The following is an 18,591-nucleotide window of genomic DNA, read 5'->3' on the forward strand; positions in this document are numbered from 1 at the left end:
TCCAAGGACGTCCTTTGACTCCGAAGTCGAACTCCGCATAAGCTATTCACCGGATATACGAACTATCGTTTCTATATGCGAAAGACAGTGAGGTCATGTCGCACTACTCAAAATCCGGTACGCACCCAAGACTCAAACGCTCGTTGCTCCCATTGGTGGCTACTGCGCTGGTGGCGGTCGCTTCGACTGCTGGCTGTGCACCCGTGGAGAATCCGGGGAACCCAGCACTCAGCCTGGCCGACTCTTATTCTCCCAAGCATCCATTCGGCAAGTACGGCGTCAGCGTCTTCCTCGACGAGCTCAAGGAAAACGGTCTCGACACCGAGTACTACCCTTCAGGTCAGATGGGGAACGCAGAGGATCTCGCTTCCCTCATTTCCACCGACAACATCGACATCGGACCAGCATCGGCCGCATACCTCGAGGACAAACTCCCGCTGTCCAGCGTCGGGGACCTGCCCATGATGACGACAGATGCCTGCGTCGCTTCTGATTCGATGATGGACCTCCTCGACGAGGACGGAATTCTCTATAAAGAGGAATACGAGGACCGCGGACTCCGACCGCTTTGGGTCTCGATCATCCCCGGGTACGAAGTGATGACGAGCAACACCAAAGTCGAAGATCCCGCCGATGTTCGCGGGCTGCTCCTCCGTTCCTCAGGCGGAGCATTCGACGTCACCATGGAAACCATCGGGGCATCAGCGGTGAGCATGTCGGCGGCAGATACCTACGAGGCGATGACACGCAACACCGTCGACGGAACCGCCATGCCATTCGTCAGTGTGCCCTCCTACAATCTCGAGCAGGTCGCCAACTATTCGACTAAGGGCCTCAACCTCGGCTCTGTCGGCATCCCGTATGTCATCAGTGAACGCACCTGGGATGGTCTTAACTCGCAGGAACAAGACAAAGTCACTGACGCTGCCGCTCAGGCTCAGCAATCGTTGTGCGATGGCCTCAATAAGGAAAAGTCCGAGGCCGAATCGCTGATGAATGACGCCGGAGTGCAATTCACACCGATCAGAGGCGAGGCCAAAGAAGAGTGGACTCTCGAGCTGAGCCGCGCGAAATCTGACTGGGCAACCAGCCTCGATTCGGCTGGCCTTCCCGGCACCGAAGTACTTACCGAGTTCGAGAAGGCGGTGACCAAGAATGAGCGAAATCGATCAGACTCCTGACAACTCCACTCAGCGCTACGGCAGCCTCCACACCTCGATCGTATCGACATCAAAATGGTGCGCAATCATCGCGCTCGGACTAATCACGGTGCTCATGCTTGCTGAGGTCGTGCTTCGATACTTCGCTGGAAGCCCTCTGGGGTGGAACGTCTCGTTCATCGAGAAGGTATTGCTGCCTGCCGTCGTCTTCCTCGGCATGCCGTGGGGCTACGCAGTCAGCGCACACGTCGCTGCGGACATGCTGTATGAGCACCTTCCTGCCAAAGTGCAGTCAGCCGCTCGATGGCTCAGCCTCATCGTCGTCTTCGTGGGAATCACCGCGTTGGCTATTGCTGGGACGATCACAATGTTCGAGGCACTCAAGCACGGAGACATTCCACCTCCGCTGTCATCCCAGCTGCCGATCTACAGCTGGATCTGGCAGGCGTTCCTCCCGCTCGGGAGCCTGTTCACCGCTGTGATCATCCTCCTGGAGTCCAAGACCTTCCTCAAAGGCGGTGCAGCCTGATGCTAGTACTCACCATCACAGCACTCTTGCTGGCCCTCATCCTGCTACGCATACCGATCGCCTTCGCCATCCTGATCAGCGGCATCGTCGGCCTGTTCGCGCTCGGCGGACCCGCCGATGTCATCGGTGTCCTGATGACCATCCCGCAAAGCGCGGTCAGCAACAATTCGTTGGCAGCGATCCCGCTCTTCATCCTCATGGCTCAGTTCGTCCTCCACAGCGGTGCACTCTCCAGCCTGTTCGACTCGGCAAAGGTCCTCGTTGGCCGTATGCGTGGTGGAACTGCGCACGCAGCTGTCGGAGCTGGAGCGATTTTCGCTGCAGTTTCAGGGTCATCCACTGCCGCGGCGGCAACACTTGCTCATACCTCAACCGGGGAACTCATCCGACAGGGCTACGACAAACGCCTCAGCGCCGGGGTCGTGGCCGCAGCAGGAACGCTGGCGGCGATGATCCCGCCCAGTGTGCTTCTCATCTTCTATGCCATCACGGCCGAAGCAGGAGTCGGACCGACCCTCATCGCCGGAATCATCCCCGGCCTCCTCGTGGCCGCGGCACTTGTCATCACGATCACCATTCTGATCACGCTCAGAACATCATCAGCGCCAAGAGGCGAAGCCAGCACCGGGCACGAGAAGTTCCGCAGTCTCGCCGGCCTCCTGCCGATCGCCGCGCTCTTCATCCTCGTCGTCGGCCTGGTATTCCTCGGTGTCACGACCGCAACCGAAGCCGCCGCAGTCGGATGCCTAGGGGCGCTGGGGCTGATGCTAGGCAAGAAGAAGCTCACCTGGGCGAACCTGACAAAATCGTTCGCCGAGGCCCTGAGCTCATCGATCATGATCCTCACGATCATCATGGCCGCCCACGTCTTCGGCCACTTCATCACCGAGTCGCAAGTCACGCCTCACCTGGTCGATTCACTCTCGGCACTGCCCATTGCTCCGATCGTCATCGTCGCCATCATTGCCGTCGGCTACCTCATTCTCGGCTTCTTCATGGACCAGATGGCAATCATCGCGCTGACCGTGCCCGTGACTCTGCCCGTAGTGACTGAGCTGGGATTCGATCCGATCTGGTTCGGAATCGTCGTTATCCTGCTGGCCGAAATCGGGCTGATTACTCCCCCACTCGGCCTCAATGTCTTCGTCGTCGCTCAGGCAGCCAGAATGCCGGTCGAGGATGTCTTCCGCGGCAGCATTCCCTTCGTCTTCGCAATTCTGGCCGTCGGAGTCCTGCTCTTCGCCTTTCCGCAAATCGTCCTCACACTGCCAGAAATGATGGGAAGTCTATGACGCACACACAGCCCGTTCCGAATACTCAGGCAAGGGGGCCGCTCGACGGACTGATAGTCGTCGAGATCGCCACGGTCATTATGGGCCCCTTGGCCGGACGGCTCTTCGCCAAGCTCGGCGCAGAAGTTGTTCACGTCGAAGCTCCCAGCGGAGATGTGATCCGCCGGTCCGGACAATCCCGAAATCCGGGGATGTCTGCCGCCGCGCTCAGCCTCGGAGACGGGAAGAAGAACATCACGCTCGATTTCTCAGACGCCGAGGACCAACGTACGCTGAACGACCTCGTCGGTATCGCGGACATTATCGTCACCAACTACCTTCCGCGACAGCGTCAGAAATACGGTTTCGACTGGGAATCAGTTGCTGAGATCAACCCTCAATGTGTTCTCGTCACGGCGCAAGGGTACTCTTCGAATAGTCCAGAACGTGACCGGCCAGCGTACGACGACATCATTCAAGCAGCCAGTGGTCTCAGCGATGTCTATCGCAAATCATTGGGCCGGCCCCAGTACGCTCCGTACGTGGTCGCCGACAAAGTCTGCGCCCTGTCGATGGTTTATTCCGGGCTTGCGGCGATCCACCGCCGCCATATCACCGGACTCGGGCAGTGGGTCGATGTTCCTATGTTCGATGTGATGTCCGACTTCAATATGGTCGAACAGCTCAATGACTATACGTTTGAGCCTCCTCTGGGAGACGCTGGTTGGCACCGAACAATCAATCCAGCACGGCGGCCACACCGCACCAAAGACGGATGGGTGTGCGTGCTGCCCTACAACGACCGGCAGTGGAGAGACTTCCTCGCCATTGATGATCCAACCGTCGCTGACGGAGCTGCACCTTTTGCGACGAACCGGGACCGCAACGCCCATGTCGAAGAGACACAGGCGCTCATCGCCGAATTCGCCGCGCACCGGTCGACTGGCGAAGTCATCAAACTCTGCCATGACCACGACATTCCGGCCCAAGCGGTGAACAGGATCGAAGACCTCGTCGACGACGACTATCTCAGACGACGCGGGACTGTGGAACGGATCGATCACCCTACAGAAGGCAGCTATTGGCGGACCACGCCGAACGTCGACTATTCAGAGTCACCACTGCAGCCAGTCAATCTGGCTTCGCCGGCCGACGGAGATCGCGAGGCCGTCATGACCCTCATCGAACAAAGGAGAAACAAATGACCAACGAATCGATCAAGCACTATGTCGGCGAGGAACTCGAGGCCTACACTCCGCCGCGCCACACATTGACGTCCAATCTCCGGCTCTTGCCTGGCGACGATGCCAACGGCGCAGTATCTGTCGTACGCGGAACGATCGAGCACGGCGGGTCCGCACTCCCCCACCGACATCTCAAGAGCACCCAATTCCTCCACATCCTCTCGGGCCGCTGTTCAGTCGAACTCGGTATACAAACCCTCGAATTGGGCGGAGGCGACTCGGTGCTGATCCCGACCGACGTTGTCCATCATGTCGAGGTCCTCTCAGCAGAGCCACTGGAGCTCATCAACGTCTACTACCCCGCCCTTGCAACCGACGACACGATCGAATGATCATGAAACAGCGACATGGAGCCGAGCGCGTCATCTAGGCTGGCGTCATGGTTGAGAAGCACCGAACAGTCAGCCGTGTCGTCGGCATACTCGAGTTCGTCGTGCGTTCGCCCAACGGCGCGACACTGTCCGAGATCGCCGGATATCTGGACGCTCCGAAGTCCTCCGTTTACGGATTCGTGCGCGGGCTCGAGGCCGAAGGCTACTTAAAGGAAAACGAGCCCGGACACTTCGTCTTCGGCCTGGGCGCGCATACGCTGTTGGCGTCACAGGCGACTTCCCTCGTCGAGCTTGCTGCACCAGTGATGAGCACGATCGGGAGCGAGCTCGGTGAAACCATCACCCTCGCCGTATTCCTCGATCACGAGCTGACTTACGTCCACTCGGTCCCATCCAACCAGCGGATCGGCTACAATCCCGAGATGCACACCCGCCGACCACTCTGGCCCACGAGCGCCGGCAAGATTCTTCTGGCAGCGTCTGAAACTCCAGAGCTCAAAACGCACGTCCTATCGTCAGAAGACCTCAAGGCGGAGACACTTGAAGCCGAGATCGGATCAGTGCGGAAAAGAGGCTACGGCCTCAACATCGGCGAAACCGTCGCAGATGTATCCGCATTCGCTCTCGGGCTCAAGATCGGCTCATCCTTGGCAGCAGCCATTACGGTCGGCGGCCCAAATGTCCGAATGCGACCCCATATCGAAGAAATGGTGAATACCGCTCGTTCGGCGATCAGCAGCAGTGGTCTCGACGTATGGGACTTCACCTAGGTTGTGGAGGCCCCTACCTTATCGATGATTCTTGTTGTGGGCGGTCCAGCATCCAGCAGTGAACTGCTCTTCACGATATTTCAAAATACGGCCTCAGTCCTTCGGACGTGCGCCCAATCCTGAAGCCGCCGCCCGCATCGCCAATTTTGCCTGTTCGACAGTGATCAAATGATTGCCCGCCACGATGTGCAGCCCGTAAGCGTCCTCCAAAGCGACAAGGTTCATAGCCAACTGCTCGATCGGCATGGTCAGCGAGAAGACGCCCGCGTCTACTCCAGCAGTGAGCACTTGCCGATAGATCTGCATCTGGCGAGTAAACATGCCCTCGACCATCTCATTGTGTGCAACGGACGTTCCGGCCAAGACATCAAATTCATAGAGCAATCGCATGAGCGCGTCGTCAGGACCGCTGGGTAGCCCCCCATCGATCGCCGCAGCAAGCTGTTCTTGCGGGTCCGCGATGTCAGCAATTGCATCATCTCGACTGTCGCAAAAACGCTGCACGCCCGCCCGGTGAGTCTCGATCAGCAACGCATCCAAATCCTCGTAGTAATAGAGGATTGCCCCCCTTGTCAGACCTGCGCGGCGTGCCACGTCCGCCAATGACACGGATCTCAATCCTGATTCGCCAACAGTCTCCAACGTCGCGCTGATGAGAGCTTCCCGGCGGGGTGCCTGATTCTTTGGTCGAGCCATACCTTGACAATATCGTGACTCCGGTGTGAAAGTTGTAACTATTCTTTGACGGCACCGTCAAAAAACGAGCTGACACCGTGCACTGACGCACGCGAAAGAGGAATACCGATGCTTGATCTTCTGCTCACCAACGCCCTCGTGCGCACGTTCGACCCCACCCAGCCTTGGGCCGCGTCCGTCGGAGTTGCTGACGGCAGGATTGCCTATGTGGGTGGTTCGGAAGATGCGCCACCCGCGCGGGAGACTCGGCGTCTAGACGGAAAATTGGTGACGCCAGGAATTATCGATAGTCACAACCACCTTCTACTCGGCTTCGACCCCGACGCGGTCAGCCTCGAAGGCGCAGAAAGCCTCGGCGACGTGAGAGACCGCATCCGCCAACTCGCGGACGAGCGTCCAGATCTCGACTGGGTCTGTGCAGAAAACGCCGTCTACTCGATTGTCGACGACCGTCGTCCCAACGCCCGAGACCTTGAGGGAATCACCGAGCGCCCGATATTCGTGACCACTTATGATCAGCATTCGGTCTGGCTCAACACTCCAGCTATGCGCGCTCTGGGGATTACTTCCGGTCACGACATAGCTTGGGGGAACCCAGAGTTCGATCGCGATGGCCGACCGACCGGTTGGGTCACTGATTTCTACACATCGGCAATGACCAGCGCCGGCCTATCGGCTCTTCAACGCGACATCCCCATGTACTCACCTGAGCGACGTTATAAGAAGATCCTCGGCAGTCTTGAAATGGCTACCCGCTCGGGGATCACGACTGTGGTTGAGCCTCAGGTTCCCGTGGCCGAAATCGGTCTCTTCGACAAAGCCCTGCGTGAAGGCAAACTCAGCTCCCGGGTTATCGCAGCCCTCTTCCACCCCATCGACTCCGCGCCCGAGTTCCGCCGGGAACTGCGTGAAGCAGTCGACGACTCGCCTCACAGCGACAGGCTTCGATTCGGCCCAGTCAAGCTCTACGCCGATGATGTTATCGAACCACACACCGCCTGGATGCTCGACGACTACGCCAACCGCCCCGGCCACCGCGGGCACCCGTCCGCCCCAGTCGGAGAACTGAGCAAAATCGTCACCGAGCTCGACCGCTTAGGATTCCAGACACACACCCACGCGACTGGCGACGGCGGCGTCCGACTGGCACTCGACGCCATCGAGAGCGCGCAGCAGACCAACGCCACAAGCGACCGTCGCCACGGAATCGTCCACGTCGAATGCCTTGACCCTGCCGACCTACTTCGCTTCGAGCAGCTCGGCGTCACCGCGGCAATGCAACCACGGCATGCCTCTCCCGACCTCATCCAAGGCACGTGGATGGACAACGTCGGGCAAGACCGCTGGGACCGAGCATGGCGGGTGCGGTCCCTCATGTCCTCGGGTGCCCATGTCGCACTGTCCAGCGACTGGCAGGTCGGCGAGATGGACCCCCTCGTGGGCATCTACTCGGCGCTGACACGAGCCGGCCTCGACGGCAAAGAGACGTGGACACAGAACGAGATCATCACCCTAGACCAAGCCTTGTACGGGTACACCCGAGAAGGTGCTTGGGCATGGCATGCCGAAAACGATCTCGGTGTTCTCAAGCTAGGGGCCAAGGCGGACATCGTCGCATGGTCTGCCGACCTCTATGAACTCGACCCTTCTAGTCTGCTCGAACAACGTGCCGAACTCACTATCGTCGGCGGAGAAATCGTGCACGATGCGGTGGACGACTACACGCGTTTCGACGTTGCTGCAAAGACTTTGAACCCGGACAGAAGCTGTTCCGGCCACACTTCGCACTAAGACCGTAAGAAGAACTCCCTCGCCGCCGTCAAAGACGACTGAAAGGCACAGCAAATGAAATCCGGTCCCACGAAAACCCAGCCAGAAAAGAACGAAAGTACTACCGACGTCGGAGAGAGGAAGCTACGACGTCGGCTCAAACTTCGCCACATAGTATTCCTCGGCCTTGCCTACATGGCCCCGTTGGCGGTTTTCGACACGTTCGGCATCGTCGCCGAGGCCACTGATGGACGAGTGCCGTTGGCCTACATCCTGATCATCATCGCGGTCACAATCACCGCATTGAGCTACGCGAAAATGTCACGGTACTACCCGGGTGCCGGCTCGGCTTACACCTACGCGAAGGAGACACTCAATCCCCATATCGGCTTCATGGTCGGATGGGCTGCGACTCTTGACTACCTTCTCCTACCGATGCTCAATGCTCTGCTGGCCGCGATCTACATGGGAGCCGTGGTTCCAGGAGTTCCCGCCTGGGTGTGGGTGCTGTCAACGATCGTCATCTGTACCGTACTCAACGTCGTCGGCGTCAAACTCGCAGCCCAGGTCAACGTCATCCTCGTTGTCGTACAGATCGTCGTCGCCCTTGCATTCCTGTTCTTCGCCATCCGCAACATCACCCTCGGCGTCGACGGAGCTGCACTCAGCCTGACCCCGTTCAACCCCGCCGGAGTCCCGCCCGGTGCCTTACTCGGCGGAGCTTCGTTGCTAGCGTTGTCGTTCCTGGGCTTCGACGCAGTCACGACGATGTCGGAAGAGGCGATCCGCCCCAAGACCGACATCCCCCGCGCGATCATCCTCATCGTCATCTGCGCCGGAGCGTTCTTCGTCGCCATCACCTATGCCATGCAGGTCCTCTTCCCCGACGTGTCCACGGTCGGAAATATCGTGGGTGCCTCCCCCGAAATCGCCAAATACATCGGCGGAGCACTTTTTCAGGCGCTGTTCGTCGGCGGCTATATGTTCGCGGTACTGGGATGCGGTCTCACCCAGCAGATGAGTGCTGCCCGATTGCTCTACGCGATGGGCAGGGACGGAACACTTCCGAGGCGCATGTTCGGCCGTATCAATCGCCGCACGGGAGTACCCGTGTTCAATGTGGTATTCATCGCTGTGCTGGCTTGTTCTGCAATGTTCCTCGACCTTGAATCAGCGGCCTCACTGATCAACTTCGGTGCCTACGTCGCGTTCGGTGCTGTCAATCTCTCACTCATCTTTGCGACGATCAAGTACCTGCGACCAGCTGGTCGGATCGGACCTATTGCTGGAATCGTGTTGCCCGGGTTGGGCCTGATCATCAATCTCGCTCTCTGGCTGAGCCTTGATGCGAATGCCAAGATCGTGGGGCTGGTCTGGGCACTCCTCGGATTCGCATTTCTCCTCATCAATACACGAGGATTTCGCAAACCCGCTCCGGCAATGGCCGAGCCTGAAATGGACTAAGTCAGGGCGACTGTCAGCAGTTGCGCAGTCAACTCGCCTCGCCCCACGCAGTCAGCAAAGAGATCTGCACGTCAATTAATCGGGTGGCCAGCTCACGCGACACCGTCGTGTTTCCATACACCGATAAGCGCAATTACCAGACACCCGCACCGAATCGCTCGAGCTTTCACGGTGGACGACCCCAGATCGACGAGTGTGCTGGGCATCGGAGGTCCCCGGCATCGGGCCGTCGTCTGCTCTATGCCACGGCGCGAAATCGAATGCTCAATTGACCTCCTGGGCAGATTGTGCCCGTTGACCATCGTCTCGACGCCTGGCACTGGGTCAAACGCATCGAGCCCGGTCTACATTCAATGATCAAACATTCAGTCAAAGCGGGCCCGTCCGCAGGTCCGCGACCAAGCGATCTTCACAATCGAAATCTCCTGGCGGGGCTTGAACGTTGAAACAAAATGCCTGCCCGAACGTGACCACTGCAATCTAATCTGGACCGCTCTCGATAAGTACCGCTTTCAACGCCGAGTAGAGCAAAACAGGCACACTGGAAGTATCGATCGAAATTTTGCCCCGTATCTTTCCGGCCCAGGCGGAGATCGAGCCAGCAGTGAAAGTCGCCGGCTCGACCTCCCCGCCTCTAGTCAGACTTCCGCAGATACCTTTGCAGAAGCATCAATCTCGTGGTCAGAGCGCATCTGACGAGGTGTGAATACTCCGACGATCAGCATGGCTGCGGCCGAGGCTACAAGACCCACCATCGCGTAGGGAATCACCGAGCCGACAACCTGGGCAATTGCAGCTCCGGCGACTCCGCCTAGAACTCCAGCAATGGCGCTAATCGGCCCGAGCAGGCTAGTACGTCGAAGCACGAAACCGAGGAAAATGGGGCAAAACAGTCCAGCTGCAGAATATGCGTAAGAGGCAACAATCCAATCGAGAGCACCCGGGAATGCGAGTGAGAGTACAAGAGCGAGAGCAAGGATCACCACACTGAATGCCCGTGAAAGCGACAGTTCTCGGCCAGGTGAAACCTCTGTTTTTGAGTACGACTTCACGAGGTCTTGGGTCACGTTGACGACAACCGACTGAACAGCGCTGGTCACGGTCGACAACAGCGTCGCACAGATAAAGGTCGAATAGAGGACGGCGAGGATCAGCGGCATTTGAGAGATGACGGTGCCGGCGGCGTATTCGGGGTTGGCGAGATCCGGGTTCATTGAGTATGCCGACATGCCAAGTATGGCTGCATAAAACTTGGTGCCTAGGAGCAGAACGCCAGTGCCGATGAGCGACCATATTACGGCTTTGAGCGTGCTTGCGGCGTAGATTCTCTGGAAGTACATCTGGTTTGTCATCGTCCCAGGCAACACAGACATGAACCACAGCGCGATGGTGAGTAGGCCAGGTGCAATGAAACCGTACCAGCTGGAACGTTCCGGTGTGGCCGTCGCCATGACCTCTGTCCATCCGCCGGAACTATTGAGGGCAAAAAACACCGTCGTGACACCCATGACCACCATGAGCCCTCCGAAAAGGGCATCTGTCCAAGCCACCGAGGTCATTCCTCCTGGCAGTATGAAGATGAGTCCGACGATCGCAAATCCGATGGCGAGGAAAGTCGGACTGATACCGGTGAAAGTGCTGAAGAGATTGGCGAAAGCAACGAGCTGGGTGCACAGCCAGCCGAAAGGGACGACCATGGTCATCAGTGTGATGATCGTGGTCAAAAACTTGTGATTACCGTAGAGCTTCTTGATTATGTCTGGCAGGCTGACGAACTCGTGAGCGCGAAGCCATTTTGCCAAAAAGATGAGCCCCATTACTCCGCCGGCAGAGAAGAGTCCATATGTGATTACTCCCCACCCGAACTGATAGCCCAGGCCCACTTGAGCGACGAGCATTCCTCCACCCGAGGCTGTGGCGAATTGAGTCAAGAGAACCACAATGAACGGGAGGCTGCGCCCACCAACGGACCATCCTTCGGCGTTTCGTGATTTCCGACTGATCCAAATTGCAAAGAGAACTGTCGCGGTGAGGACCAAGGCGTTGGTCGCCAAATAGAGTGTGGGTTCAGACATGAGGGCTCCCTTGAACAGGCTGGTGTGTTTGTAGATCGATGCCTACCAATCAGCGCTGTGGAGCGAACTGTGTGCGCGACAGTTCTGTTGCCGCTACCCAAATTTCAGGTTCTCATTGTTCGAGTAACGGTCAGTGACCGCCTGCATTCGAGCGGAATATCGCTCGGCTCGTGTCTCCACGGAAGAGGCTTTGACTGTAGACCACCGGTTGCCCGTCACTCGTCGAGCCCAATCGTGTAATCAGCAGGGCTGCTGTCGGCGAAGTTGGGCAGACGAGCAAATGCTCTTCGTCCTCAGTGAGGATCACCGGTTCGATCGCGGTGCTGTCATAGTTGATCTGTGTATCAAAATCGTTCTGCAGGATGTCCCACAGAGGCAGTGACATATTTGAGTTCAACAAGTTGGGGAAACGACGGGTAACGAGCCAGGAAGACTCTAGCGCGGCGGGCTCACCGTCGATATAGCGCACACGCTGCAACAATGTGAGTGGCTCGTCATCCGTTACCGATAGATGGCGTGCCATGGTCGAATTGACCTGGTCCGCAGCGACTTTCAGGAGCTGGTGCTCCGAGTCGGAAGGAATCGAGAACTTCAGGTCCAAGACTGAAAGATCTCGCTTCTCCGGGTTCACGAATGTACCCCTTCCGCGTTTGCGAGAAAGATACCCTTCGTTGACCAACGCCAGCACGGCTTGACGAATCGTTGAGCGACTTACCTTGTACTCTTCGCTCAACTCCAACTCTGCTGTGATTCGTTCTCCGGGTTCCCAGCTGCCAGTGCGAATCTTCTCGATGAAGATTTTCCGCAACTGCGCATGGAGAGGTTCCGCGCTCGTTTCATCCAATTGTTGCTCTGTCACTTCGCTGTCTACCTTCCGTTGGTATCAGCTTACGGTGCTTCATCATGGCTTGCCCCTCCTTCCTCTGTTTGATCAGTCGAGCTACCGAAGCCCGATCGCGAGCAAGTACGTCTTTTTCGACACGTCGTTGACGTCCGGTCTCTTTAGTCGCAGGTCCACCGCGAGTCACACGAGCTTGCGCGTTCTGGTCCGGATCGAGGGCCTTGACGACCATGTCCTCAGAGACATGGAGGCGGTAGCCGACGACGTTTTCAGATGCAGCGGCAATGTCTTCGGCCGTGATGGATTCGGAGGTCCTTCCCGCTGCCAGGGTGTCCTTCACTAGCGTCCCGATGATGTGATGGGCTGTTCGGAAGGACAGATCTTGATCTCGGACGATGCCGTTGGCAAGCTCGGTCACGCAGCTGAAGTTCATCGATGCACGACGACGCATGAGCTCGGTATCGAAAGACATGTGATCGAGGGTGTGGGTGAAAAGTTCGATCGAAGCCTTCGCCTCAGCAATGCCCTTCCAGACCCAGCTGAGTGATTCGACACTAGATTCGCGCGAATGAGAATAAGGAGCGGATTTGAGCGCCGTGAGGCTCGAAATCCAGGCAGCCTCGACATGCGCGGCTTTCGCCTTGATGTGCTCGAGTGTCACAGGGTTCTTCTTCTGAGGCATGATGCTACTCGTCACCGCGATGTCGGCATCGACCTCAAGGTAGCCGAACTCAGCGGTCGCCCATACCTGCAGGTCAGCGGCGAAGCGACTGAGATTGTTCGTGAGGATCGCCAAAGCGCCGAGCGCCTCGATGGCGTAATCGCGTGAAGCAACCCCATCGAGCGAATTGTCCATCGGCCCGTCAAACCCAAGCGCCTCTGCCGAAAAATCTCTGTCGAGAGGAAAGGTCGTCGACGCCATGGCCCCACTGCCCAGGGGGCACCGGTTGGCTCTCTCTGCAGTCGCAAAGATCCTTTGATGATCCCGCTGAATGGCCTCAAGCAGTGCAGCAAAATAATGAGCCAGCGTAATCGGCTCAGCCGCTTGGAGATGAGTGTACCCGCTGACCACATCTCGCTCGTGCCGGTCAGCGAGGCACAGCGCGGTGTCTCGAAGCCGGTTAACGAGTTCGAGAACTTCAATCAGCTCTTCTCGCATCCGCATTCGAGCAATAGTCGCAAGGATGTCGTTGCGGCTTCGACCGGTGTGCATTGAGCCACCGATCTCTGGACCCACCTTGGCGATGACTGCCGCTTCGATGGTGAAGTAGAGGTCTTCGTGCTTTGGGTCAAAGGGTAACGCCTGCGCGCCCTCGCCGAGAATGTCGTCGTTTGCAGTGTTCAAGTCCGACGCAGTCCTCGCATCGAGCTCGCCAATCCGTTGCAACATGGCGATGTGGACTTTGTTGACTTCGATGAAGTATTCGAAGCTCGAGGCCAGATCCCGTTTCATGGCGGGATCAATTAGAAGGCGATGCACCACACCGTCGGGAATGCGGTCGAGTCTACTCACAGATAAAGTCCTAACATACGAATGTCCGTACAACGTGATACACACTACACTATTGCTCGAATTCCGCAATGGCTCAACTTGGGTGTTTTCAAATGATCGCCGATTCGCCACTTGCGTATCAGCCGATCAGACACTTCGAGCATTGCCTCACAACTCGAGACCAGGCACGGCTCGACCAGGCAGCACGATGGAATCGACCCTTCCAAGAAGCTGCTAAGACGCCGCAACATTTCGCAGTTCCATTTGCATGAGTGGGGTGCCTGGGCACTCCCCGCCCCTCGATCGCACAGCATAGAGTCCCGCCGCCGACGAACATCCATGACCAACTGCACGCGGCCAGCTGATTTCAAAAGTAATTACTTATAATCTATTGCCATTACGTTTGAATGTGCCTAGCATCACAGTATGGCGACGGCGAAGCACCTTGAGATCCGCGAGAGCATCGAAGCAGACATCCACAGAGGGCTCTTCGACGTGGGGCAGAAACTCCCCACGGAGAAGGAACTCATGGAGCGCTTCAGCGTCAGTCGCAACCCCGTGCAGAAGGCCATGAACGCCCTGGTGGAAGCCGGCCTCGTCTCTCGCAAACGCGGATCCGGAACGATCGTCGCCTCCACCGGCCTGCGCACCAACCTACTCCGGATGATGGATCCTTCGCTGACCAGCCCTGAAGTCGACGGCGACCACAAAGTCGTCAGCGTCGAAGTCTCCTCGGCCGAATCATTTCCGCTCAGTCGAAACGTGTTCCCCACAGGACAGCCGACAGCTTCGCTGACGAGGATGAAATACAGCTCTGATGGTCAACCACTGGCTCTCGAACGGTGCTGCATCAATCTCAGTCGTGCGCCAGAAGTCCTCTCGCAAAACCTGGAACAACTGACGACAATCGCGTACTACAACTCTCTCGGCCTTGGGATCAGACGCGCAAACACCGTCCTCAGGGCAGCTCTCCTGGAAGCGTTCGACGCCAGCCACCTCGAAATTTCTTCCTCGGAACCAGTCGTCTGCCAACAGCGCACCACCCATCTGGCCGATGACTCCATCATCGAAGTCGCCGAGTTCTACATCCACCCCCGAAATATGACTCTGGAGGTCAGCCAAATTGATAACAGCTAACGCCGAGAAGGTCGCAGTCATCGGAGCCGGCATCATCGGAACAATGACCGCATGGCAATTGGCCACACGCGGATACGACGTCACTGTGTTCGACCAGTGGAACTCTCCCAACGACCGGGGCGCATCGGCTGGCGAATCGCGAATCTTTCGAACCATCTACAAAGAGGGCCCTGAATACGTGCCCATCCTGAGGAATTCCTTCGACAAGTGGCAAGAACTGCAGAGGAACCAGAACACCTCCGTGCTCACCATGTGCGGAGGACTCATGATCGGCCATCCCGACATTGAAGACGTCGCAGCCGTCATCGACTGTGCTCAGGCCGCGGACCTCGACCACGAAGTGCTCTCGCAAGCAGAGATGGCGAAGAGGTACCCACAGTTCGGGCTCGACGGCGATGAAGTCGGCGTCTTCGATCCGGTCGCCGGAGTGTTCCGACCAGAAGCCGCTGTATTGGCTGCACGCAAGGAAGCCGAGCGACTCGGGGCCAACTTCAAGGCCTATACTCGAGTGCTCAACATCCGATCACTGAGCCACTCAGTCATGGTCGACACCGCCGATGGAGCTTACGCGTTCGACAAGATCGTCGTCTCCACCGGCCCATGGGTGAACGAACTGACCGAGTTCGACTCCAGCACCGTCGAGGCATTGCGCTTGGTCGCCATGTGGTTCCCAGCCAAAGACGTCCCCTTGCACACGCCAGAACACATGCCGATCTCCATTCGTCGGCATCCAGAAGGTGGATTCTCCTGCTTCCCTGCTCTCGACGGGCTCGGTATCAAGATTCTGCCGCACCACCTCGCGTGGAAGACTCTGGACTCAGTCGATGACCTCCCCCGTTTCATCGAGAACGAGGTCGTCCAGTCGACTGAGCACGCCGTTGCGCGCCTCATGCCCGGGGTCGACCCCATTCCTTACCGCGTGTCCACATGGACCGAAGGATTCACCATCGACGGTGCTCCGATCGTCGGCCCGTCAAGTACCGACTCACGCATCGTTTTGGCCGTGGGCATGTCCGGTCAAGGATTCAAATTCTCACCGATGATGGGCTCCATCGTCAGCGACTTCGTCGAAACGGGCACCTCATCAGATGCGATCGCCATCATGGACTCTCAGCGCTTTGATCGGAGCCCGTCATGAACATCGGCACCACAGTACTCATCTCAGTCACTGCTGCCATCGTCATCGGCATCGGGGCGCTCATCTCGTTCTATGTCGGAAAACGCGCCAAGTCCAATGACTCCTGGGTCGTCGGCGGCCGTAACCTCCCGCTCTACGTCATCGCCTTCACCCAATACGCCACCGCAGTCGGTGGCGGCGTACTCGTCGCCCACGTAGGCATCGCCTACGCATGGGGCCTATCAGTGTTCTGGTACGAGATCTTCGTCATCGTCGGTCTCCTCATCATTGCGATCTTCGCAGGATGGCTGCGCCGCCGAACGTTCTCGACCATCCCCGAAGTCTTCACGAAACTCTACGGCGAGCACCGACTCATGCTCTCCATGGTCGCGCTGGCCGTCATCGTTGTCCCATTCGGCTGGTTGGCCACACAGTTCATCGCCTTCGCCAACCTCTTCAACGCGGTCACGGGCATCGGGATCACACCGTTGATCATCATCATGGCAGTTGTCTCCATCGCCTTCGTCCTCCCCGGCGGGCTGACGTCAGTCGCGTGGTCGGACTTCTTCTTCGGCGTTTTCATGGTCATCGCATCAGTGGTTGTCGGCGCATACGCGATCATCAACGCCGGCGGACCGTCGACGATCGTGAAGAACCTCCCGGCCGAATTGACCACGATGCCCACCGGACTCACTGCTGCCGGCGGATTGACGATCCTGCTGTGGCTGTTCTCCATCCTTCCAGGAACGCTGACCAACCAGCTCTACTATCAGCGCATCTTCGCTGCCAGCAACGTCAAACAGGCCCGACAGGGCATCTACCTCAGCTGCATCCTCATCGGAATCTCCGGTGTCTATGCGCTCATCATCGGGGCTTCAGTTCGCAGCATGACTGACCAATTCGGCATCGACGGCCGCGAACAGGCGGCAGGATGGTTCCTCGCCCAGCTGCCGGTGTGGCTCATTGCGGCCTACGGTGCGTTCCTCATGGCCACGATCGTTTCGACCACCGGGTCGGCACTGCACTCGGTCGTGGTCAACTTGGTCAATGACCTGAGGCCAGCATTCGTCAAGAACAAGGACACATCTTCCGACCTCGTTGCGATGTCTCGCTGGTGCACCGTCGCGGTCTCCGCAGTCGCTGCAGTCCTTGCCATCGTCTTTCCGACCGCGCTCAACTGGCTCGTCGCAACGTACGCATACTCGGCTTCGATGCTGGCGGTACCGTTCCTTCTCGGCATGGTCCTGACCAACAAATGGATCCTCGACGTTTCAATCGGATACGTCTCTATGGCGGCCGGCCTCGTCGTATGCGCGGTTGCCCACATCGCAGGAACCACCATTCCCTACGCAGTCTTCGGCATCATCGCAAGCCTCATCGCCTACCTGATCATGCTTGCCGTGAAGAAACCGCAAGCCCGTGCCCTCTCTGAAGAAGGAGCCCTTTCATGAAGATACTCGTCGTCGGTGCAGGAGTCCTCGGACTCACCACCGCATTCAACCTCGTCGAAGACGGCTATGACGTCACGATCGTCGACAAGACCGGACCCTACGCACAAGCAAGCAGTCGGTCATTCGCCTGGATCAACGCCAACCACAAGCTGCCCGCCGATTACCACCGACTCAACCGTGCCGGAATCGCAGCTCACGAGGAGTTCCAGAAACGATTCGCCAGTCACGGAACCTGGTTCCACCAGCACGGGTGCATCATGTTCGACAGCTCACCAGACAAAGCAACCGGATACGACGAGCGATTCACTGAATCGGCTGAGCTTGACTACCCGGTCGAACGAATCGGCTCCGACCGCCTTCGCGAGCTCGAACCCACCGTCAACTGGCCGACGGACTCAGGCTTGTTCTTTCCTCTCGAAGCCCACCTGGACAACGAAGCGTTCGGCGACCTCGTCGAGGGCTTCCTCGAAGAGGCCAGCGTCGCACCAGAAGTTGCAGAAGTTGTCCGCGTCGAGACCAACGCAGACGGGGCGACCGTGGAATTCGCCGACGGAAGCACTCGGAACTTCGACCAAGTGATCATCGCCGCAGGCGCTGACTCCGGAGCAATCGCAGATCGATCGGGTCTCCTGCTTCCAGTGGCAGATCTGTCTCAGCCCGGACCACGGACACACAGTCTGCTCGGTGTCACTGGCCCCACAGAAGTGAACCTCAACCGGATCATCATTTCCGACAAGATCAACGTGCGGCCCCGCCGTGACGGCAGCATGTTCGTCCAAATTCCTTCAGTGGAAGCTCGAACCGAAGAAGGAGAGGGCCCGGAGCTGCTCGACGAGGTCGGGGCCGTCATGGAGGCCGAGCTTCAATCGCTCTTCGGCACGCGCATCCCCGTGGACCGGGTCATTTTCAGCGGTAGGAGCTTTCCCGAAGATGGGTTGAGCATTGTCGGATACCTCGACGACCACCGCCGCGCTTACTCGCTCGTCACCCACAGCGGAATGACAATGGCTCCCCTGCTGGGAAGGCTCGTCGCTGATGAAGTTCGAGGAGACAGCTCACCTCTGCTCAAAGCGTTCCGACCAAGCCGATTCGCTGACGGGGTAGTAAGCGACACTCCCGCAAGATTTATCGGCCGACAGTAGGATCGGGGATACCCCTGCCCGAGCGTTGCATCAGCGCCCGGGCACGTTCCTCCAATCGAAGTCAGTCGTTGTACCGGAACTCGACCACGTGCCCACACAT

At 58.2% G+C, this 18,591-nt stretch carries 16 protein-coding genes; 12 read left to right on the plus strand and 4 right to left on the minus strand.

From position 1 onward, the window contains the following. Positions 1–95 precede the first annotated feature (95 nt). The 6 genes from dctP to QYM46_RS13530 are packed head-to-tail and all read left to right on the plus strand — an operon-like array spanning position 96 to position 5,306. Positions 96–1,181 (plus strand): TRAP transporter substrate-binding protein DctP, encoded by a 1,086-nt coding sequence (gene dctP, locus QYM46_RS13505; RefSeq protein ID WP_432789333.1) that lies wholly within the window; start codon positions 96–98, stop codon positions 1,179–1,181. Beyond that, the gene (locus QYM46_RS13510) at positions 1,156–1,689 is read left to right on the plus strand and encodes a TRAP transporter small permease (protein ID WP_432789334.1); all 534 of its coding nucleotides are present in this window, start codon (positions 1,156–1,158) and stop codon (positions 1,687–1,689) included. The genes dctP and QYM46_RS13510 overlap by 26 nt, the downstream gene beginning before the upstream one ends. Continuing rightward, positions 1,689–2,981, plus strand: coding sequence for a TRAP transporter large permease (locus QYM46_RS13515; protein WP_432789335.1), 1,293 nt, complete (start codon positions 1,689–1,691; stop codon positions 2,979–2,981). The genes QYM46_RS13510 and QYM46_RS13515 overlap by 1 nt, the downstream gene beginning before the upstream one ends. After that, positions 2,978–4,165, plus strand: coding sequence for a CaiB/BaiF CoA transferase family protein (locus QYM46_RS13520; protein WP_432789336.1), 1,188 nt, complete (start codon positions 2,978–2,980; stop codon positions 4,163–4,165). The genes QYM46_RS13515 and QYM46_RS13520 overlap by 4 nt, the downstream gene beginning before the upstream one ends. Further along, the gene (locus QYM46_RS13525) at positions 4,162–4,536 is read left to right on the plus strand and encodes a cupin domain-containing protein (protein WP_432789337.1); all 375 of its coding nucleotides are present in this window, start codon (positions 4,162–4,164) and stop codon (positions 4,534–4,536) included. The genes QYM46_RS13520 and QYM46_RS13525 overlap by 4 nt, the downstream gene beginning before the upstream one ends. Before the next feature lie 47 nt (positions 4,537–4,583). Further along, on the plus strand, positions 4,584–5,306 hold the full coding sequence (locus tag QYM46_RS13530) for an IclR family transcriptional regulator (RefSeq protein ID WP_432789338.1): 723 nt from the start codon (positions 4,584–4,586) through the stop codon (positions 5,304–5,306). A 93-nt stretch (positions 5,307–5,399) separates the two neighbouring features. Here the strand turns inward: QYM46_RS13530 and QYM46_RS13535 are convergent, their stop codons facing one another. Then, entirely contained in the window at positions 5,400–5,915 is a 516-nt protein-coding gene (locus QYM46_RS13535; RefSeq protein ID WP_432789339.1) for a TetR/AcrR family transcriptional regulator, read from the minus strand. A 195-nt stretch (positions 5,916–6,110) separates the two neighbouring features. Between QYM46_RS13535 and QYM46_RS13540 the strand changes: the two genes are divergently transcribed. Both QYM46_RS13540 and QYM46_RS13545 read left to right on the plus strand, forming a co-directional pair. Next, complete coding sequence (locus QYM46_RS13540) at positions 6,111–7,793, plus strand: amidohydrolase (protein WP_432789340.1); 1,683 nt, start codon at positions 6,111–6,113, stop codon at positions 7,791–7,793. Between the two features lie 54 nt (positions 7,794–7,847). Next, a complete protein-coding gene (locus QYM46_RS13545; RefSeq protein ID WP_432789341.1) occupies positions 7,848–9,236 on the plus strand; it encodes an APC family permease in 1,389 nt (462 codons plus the stop codon). Positions 9,237–9,874: 638 nt separating this feature from the next. On the opposite strand, the gene QYM46_RS13550 is transcribed toward QYM46_RS13545, so the two are convergent. The 3 genes from QYM46_RS13550 to argH all read right to left on the minus strand — a co-directional run bounded on the left by QYM46_RS13550 (position 9,875) and on the right by argH (position 13,665). After that, a complete protein-coding gene (locus QYM46_RS13550) occupies positions 9,875–11,311 on the minus strand; it encodes a sodium:solute symporter family protein (protein WP_432789342.1) in 1,437 nt (478 codons plus the stop codon). Positions 11,312–11,441: 130 nt separating this feature from the next. Continuing rightward, on the minus strand, positions 11,442–12,170 hold the full coding sequence (locus QYM46_RS13555; RefSeq protein ID WP_432789343.1) for a GntR family transcriptional regulator: 729 nt from the start codon (positions 12,168–12,170) through the stop codon (positions 11,442–11,444). After that, positions 12,148–13,665: an argininosuccinate lyase gene (gene argH / locus QYM46_RS13560; RefSeq protein WP_432789344.1), complete on the minus strand. Its 1,518-nt coding sequence runs from the start codon at positions 13,663–13,665 to the stop codon at positions 12,148–12,150. Before argH ends, QYM46_RS13555 begins: the two co-directional genes overlap by 23 nt. A 405-nt stretch (positions 13,666–14,070) precedes the next feature. Here argH and QYM46_RS13565 point away from each other — a divergent pair, with 405 nt between their 5' ends. Genes QYM46_RS13565 through QYM46_RS13580 form a run of 4 tightly spaced genes read left to right on the plus strand, consistent with a single transcriptional unit; the run spans position 14,071 to position 18,491 of the window. Further along, a complete protein-coding gene (locus QYM46_RS13565) occupies positions 14,071–14,781 on the plus strand; it encodes a GntR family transcriptional regulator (protein ID WP_432789345.1) in 711 nt (236 codons plus the stop codon). A 43-nt stretch (positions 14,782–14,824) separates the two neighbouring features. Next, entirely contained in the window at positions 14,825–15,919 is a 1,095-nt protein-coding gene (gene solA / locus QYM46_RS13570; protein ID WP_432789346.1) for an N-methyl-L-tryptophan oxidase, read from the plus strand. Continuing rightward, positions 15,916–17,349: a sodium:solute symporter family protein gene (locus tag QYM46_RS13575; RefSeq protein WP_432789347.1), complete on the plus strand. Its 1,434-nt coding sequence runs from the start codon at positions 15,916–15,918 to the stop codon at positions 17,347–17,349. Before solA ends, QYM46_RS13575 begins: the two co-directional genes overlap by 4 nt. After that, the gene (locus QYM46_RS13580; RefSeq protein WP_432789348.1) at positions 17,346–18,491 is read left to right on the plus strand and encodes an NAD(P)/FAD-dependent oxidoreductase; all 1,146 of its coding nucleotides are present in this window, start codon (positions 17,346–17,348) and stop codon (positions 18,489–18,491) included. Before QYM46_RS13575 ends, QYM46_RS13580 begins: the two co-directional genes overlap by 4 nt. Positions 18,492–18,591 lie beyond the last annotated feature (100 nt).

Origin of the sequence: Brevibacterium sp. K11IcPPYGO002, from assembly GCF_050920635.1 — a bacterium.
Lineage (GTDB): Bacteria > Actinomycetota > Actinomycetes > Actinomycetales > Brevibacteriaceae > Brevibacterium.

What these genes read in the sequence shown, in the direction of transcription:
- dctP (WP_432789333.1), top strand. Translation starts at nt 96, where the DNA reads ATGTCGCACTACTCAAAATCCGGTACGCACCCAAGACTCAAACGCTCG.
- QYM46_RS13510 (WP_432789334.1), top strand. Translation starts at nt 1,156, where the DNA reads ATGAGCGAAATCGATCAGACTCCTGACAACTCCACTCAGCGCTACGGC.
- QYM46_RS13515 (WP_432789335.1), top strand. Translation starts at nt 1,689, where the DNA reads ATGCTAGTACTCACCATCACAGCACTCTTGCTGGCCCTCATCCTGCTA.
- QYM46_RS13520 (WP_432789336.1), top strand. Translation starts at nt 2,978, where the DNA reads ATGACGCACACACAGCCCGTTCCGAATACTCAGGCAAGGGGGCCGCTC.
- QYM46_RS13525 (WP_432789337.1), top strand. Translation starts at nt 4,162, where the DNA reads ATGACCAACGAATCGATCAAGCACTATGTCGGCGAGGAACTCGAGGCC.
- QYM46_RS13530 (WP_432789338.1), top strand. Translation starts at nt 4,584, where the DNA reads ATGGTTGAGAAGCACCGAACAGTCAGCCGTGTCGTCGGCATACTCGAG.
- QYM46_RS13540 (WP_432789340.1), top strand. Translation starts at nt 6,111, where the DNA reads ATGCTTGATCTTCTGCTCACCAACGCCCTCGTGCGCACGTTCGACCCC.
- QYM46_RS13545 (WP_432789341.1), top strand. Translation starts at nt 7,848, where the DNA reads ATGAAATCCGGTCCCACGAAAACCCAGCCAGAAAAGAACGAAAGTACT.
- QYM46_RS13550 (WP_432789342.1), bottom strand. Translation starts at nt 11,311, where the DNA reads ATGTCTGAACCCACACTCTATTTGGCGACCAACGCCTTGGTCCTCACC.
- QYM46_RS13565 (WP_432789345.1), top strand. Translation starts at nt 14,071, where the DNA reads ATGGCGACGGCGAAGCACCTTGAGATCCGCGAGAGCATCGAAGCAGAC.
- solA (WP_432789346.1), top strand. Translation starts at nt 14,825, where the DNA reads ATGACCGCATGGCAATTGGCCACACGCGGATACGACGTCACTGTGTTC.
- QYM46_RS13575 (WP_432789347.1), top strand. Translation starts at nt 15,916, where the DNA reads ATGAACATCGGCACCACAGTACTCATCTCAGTCACTGCTGCCATCGTC.
- QYM46_RS13580 (WP_432789348.1), top strand. Translation starts at nt 17,346, where the DNA reads ATGAAGATACTCGTCGTCGGTGCAGGAGTCCTCGGACTCACCACCGCA.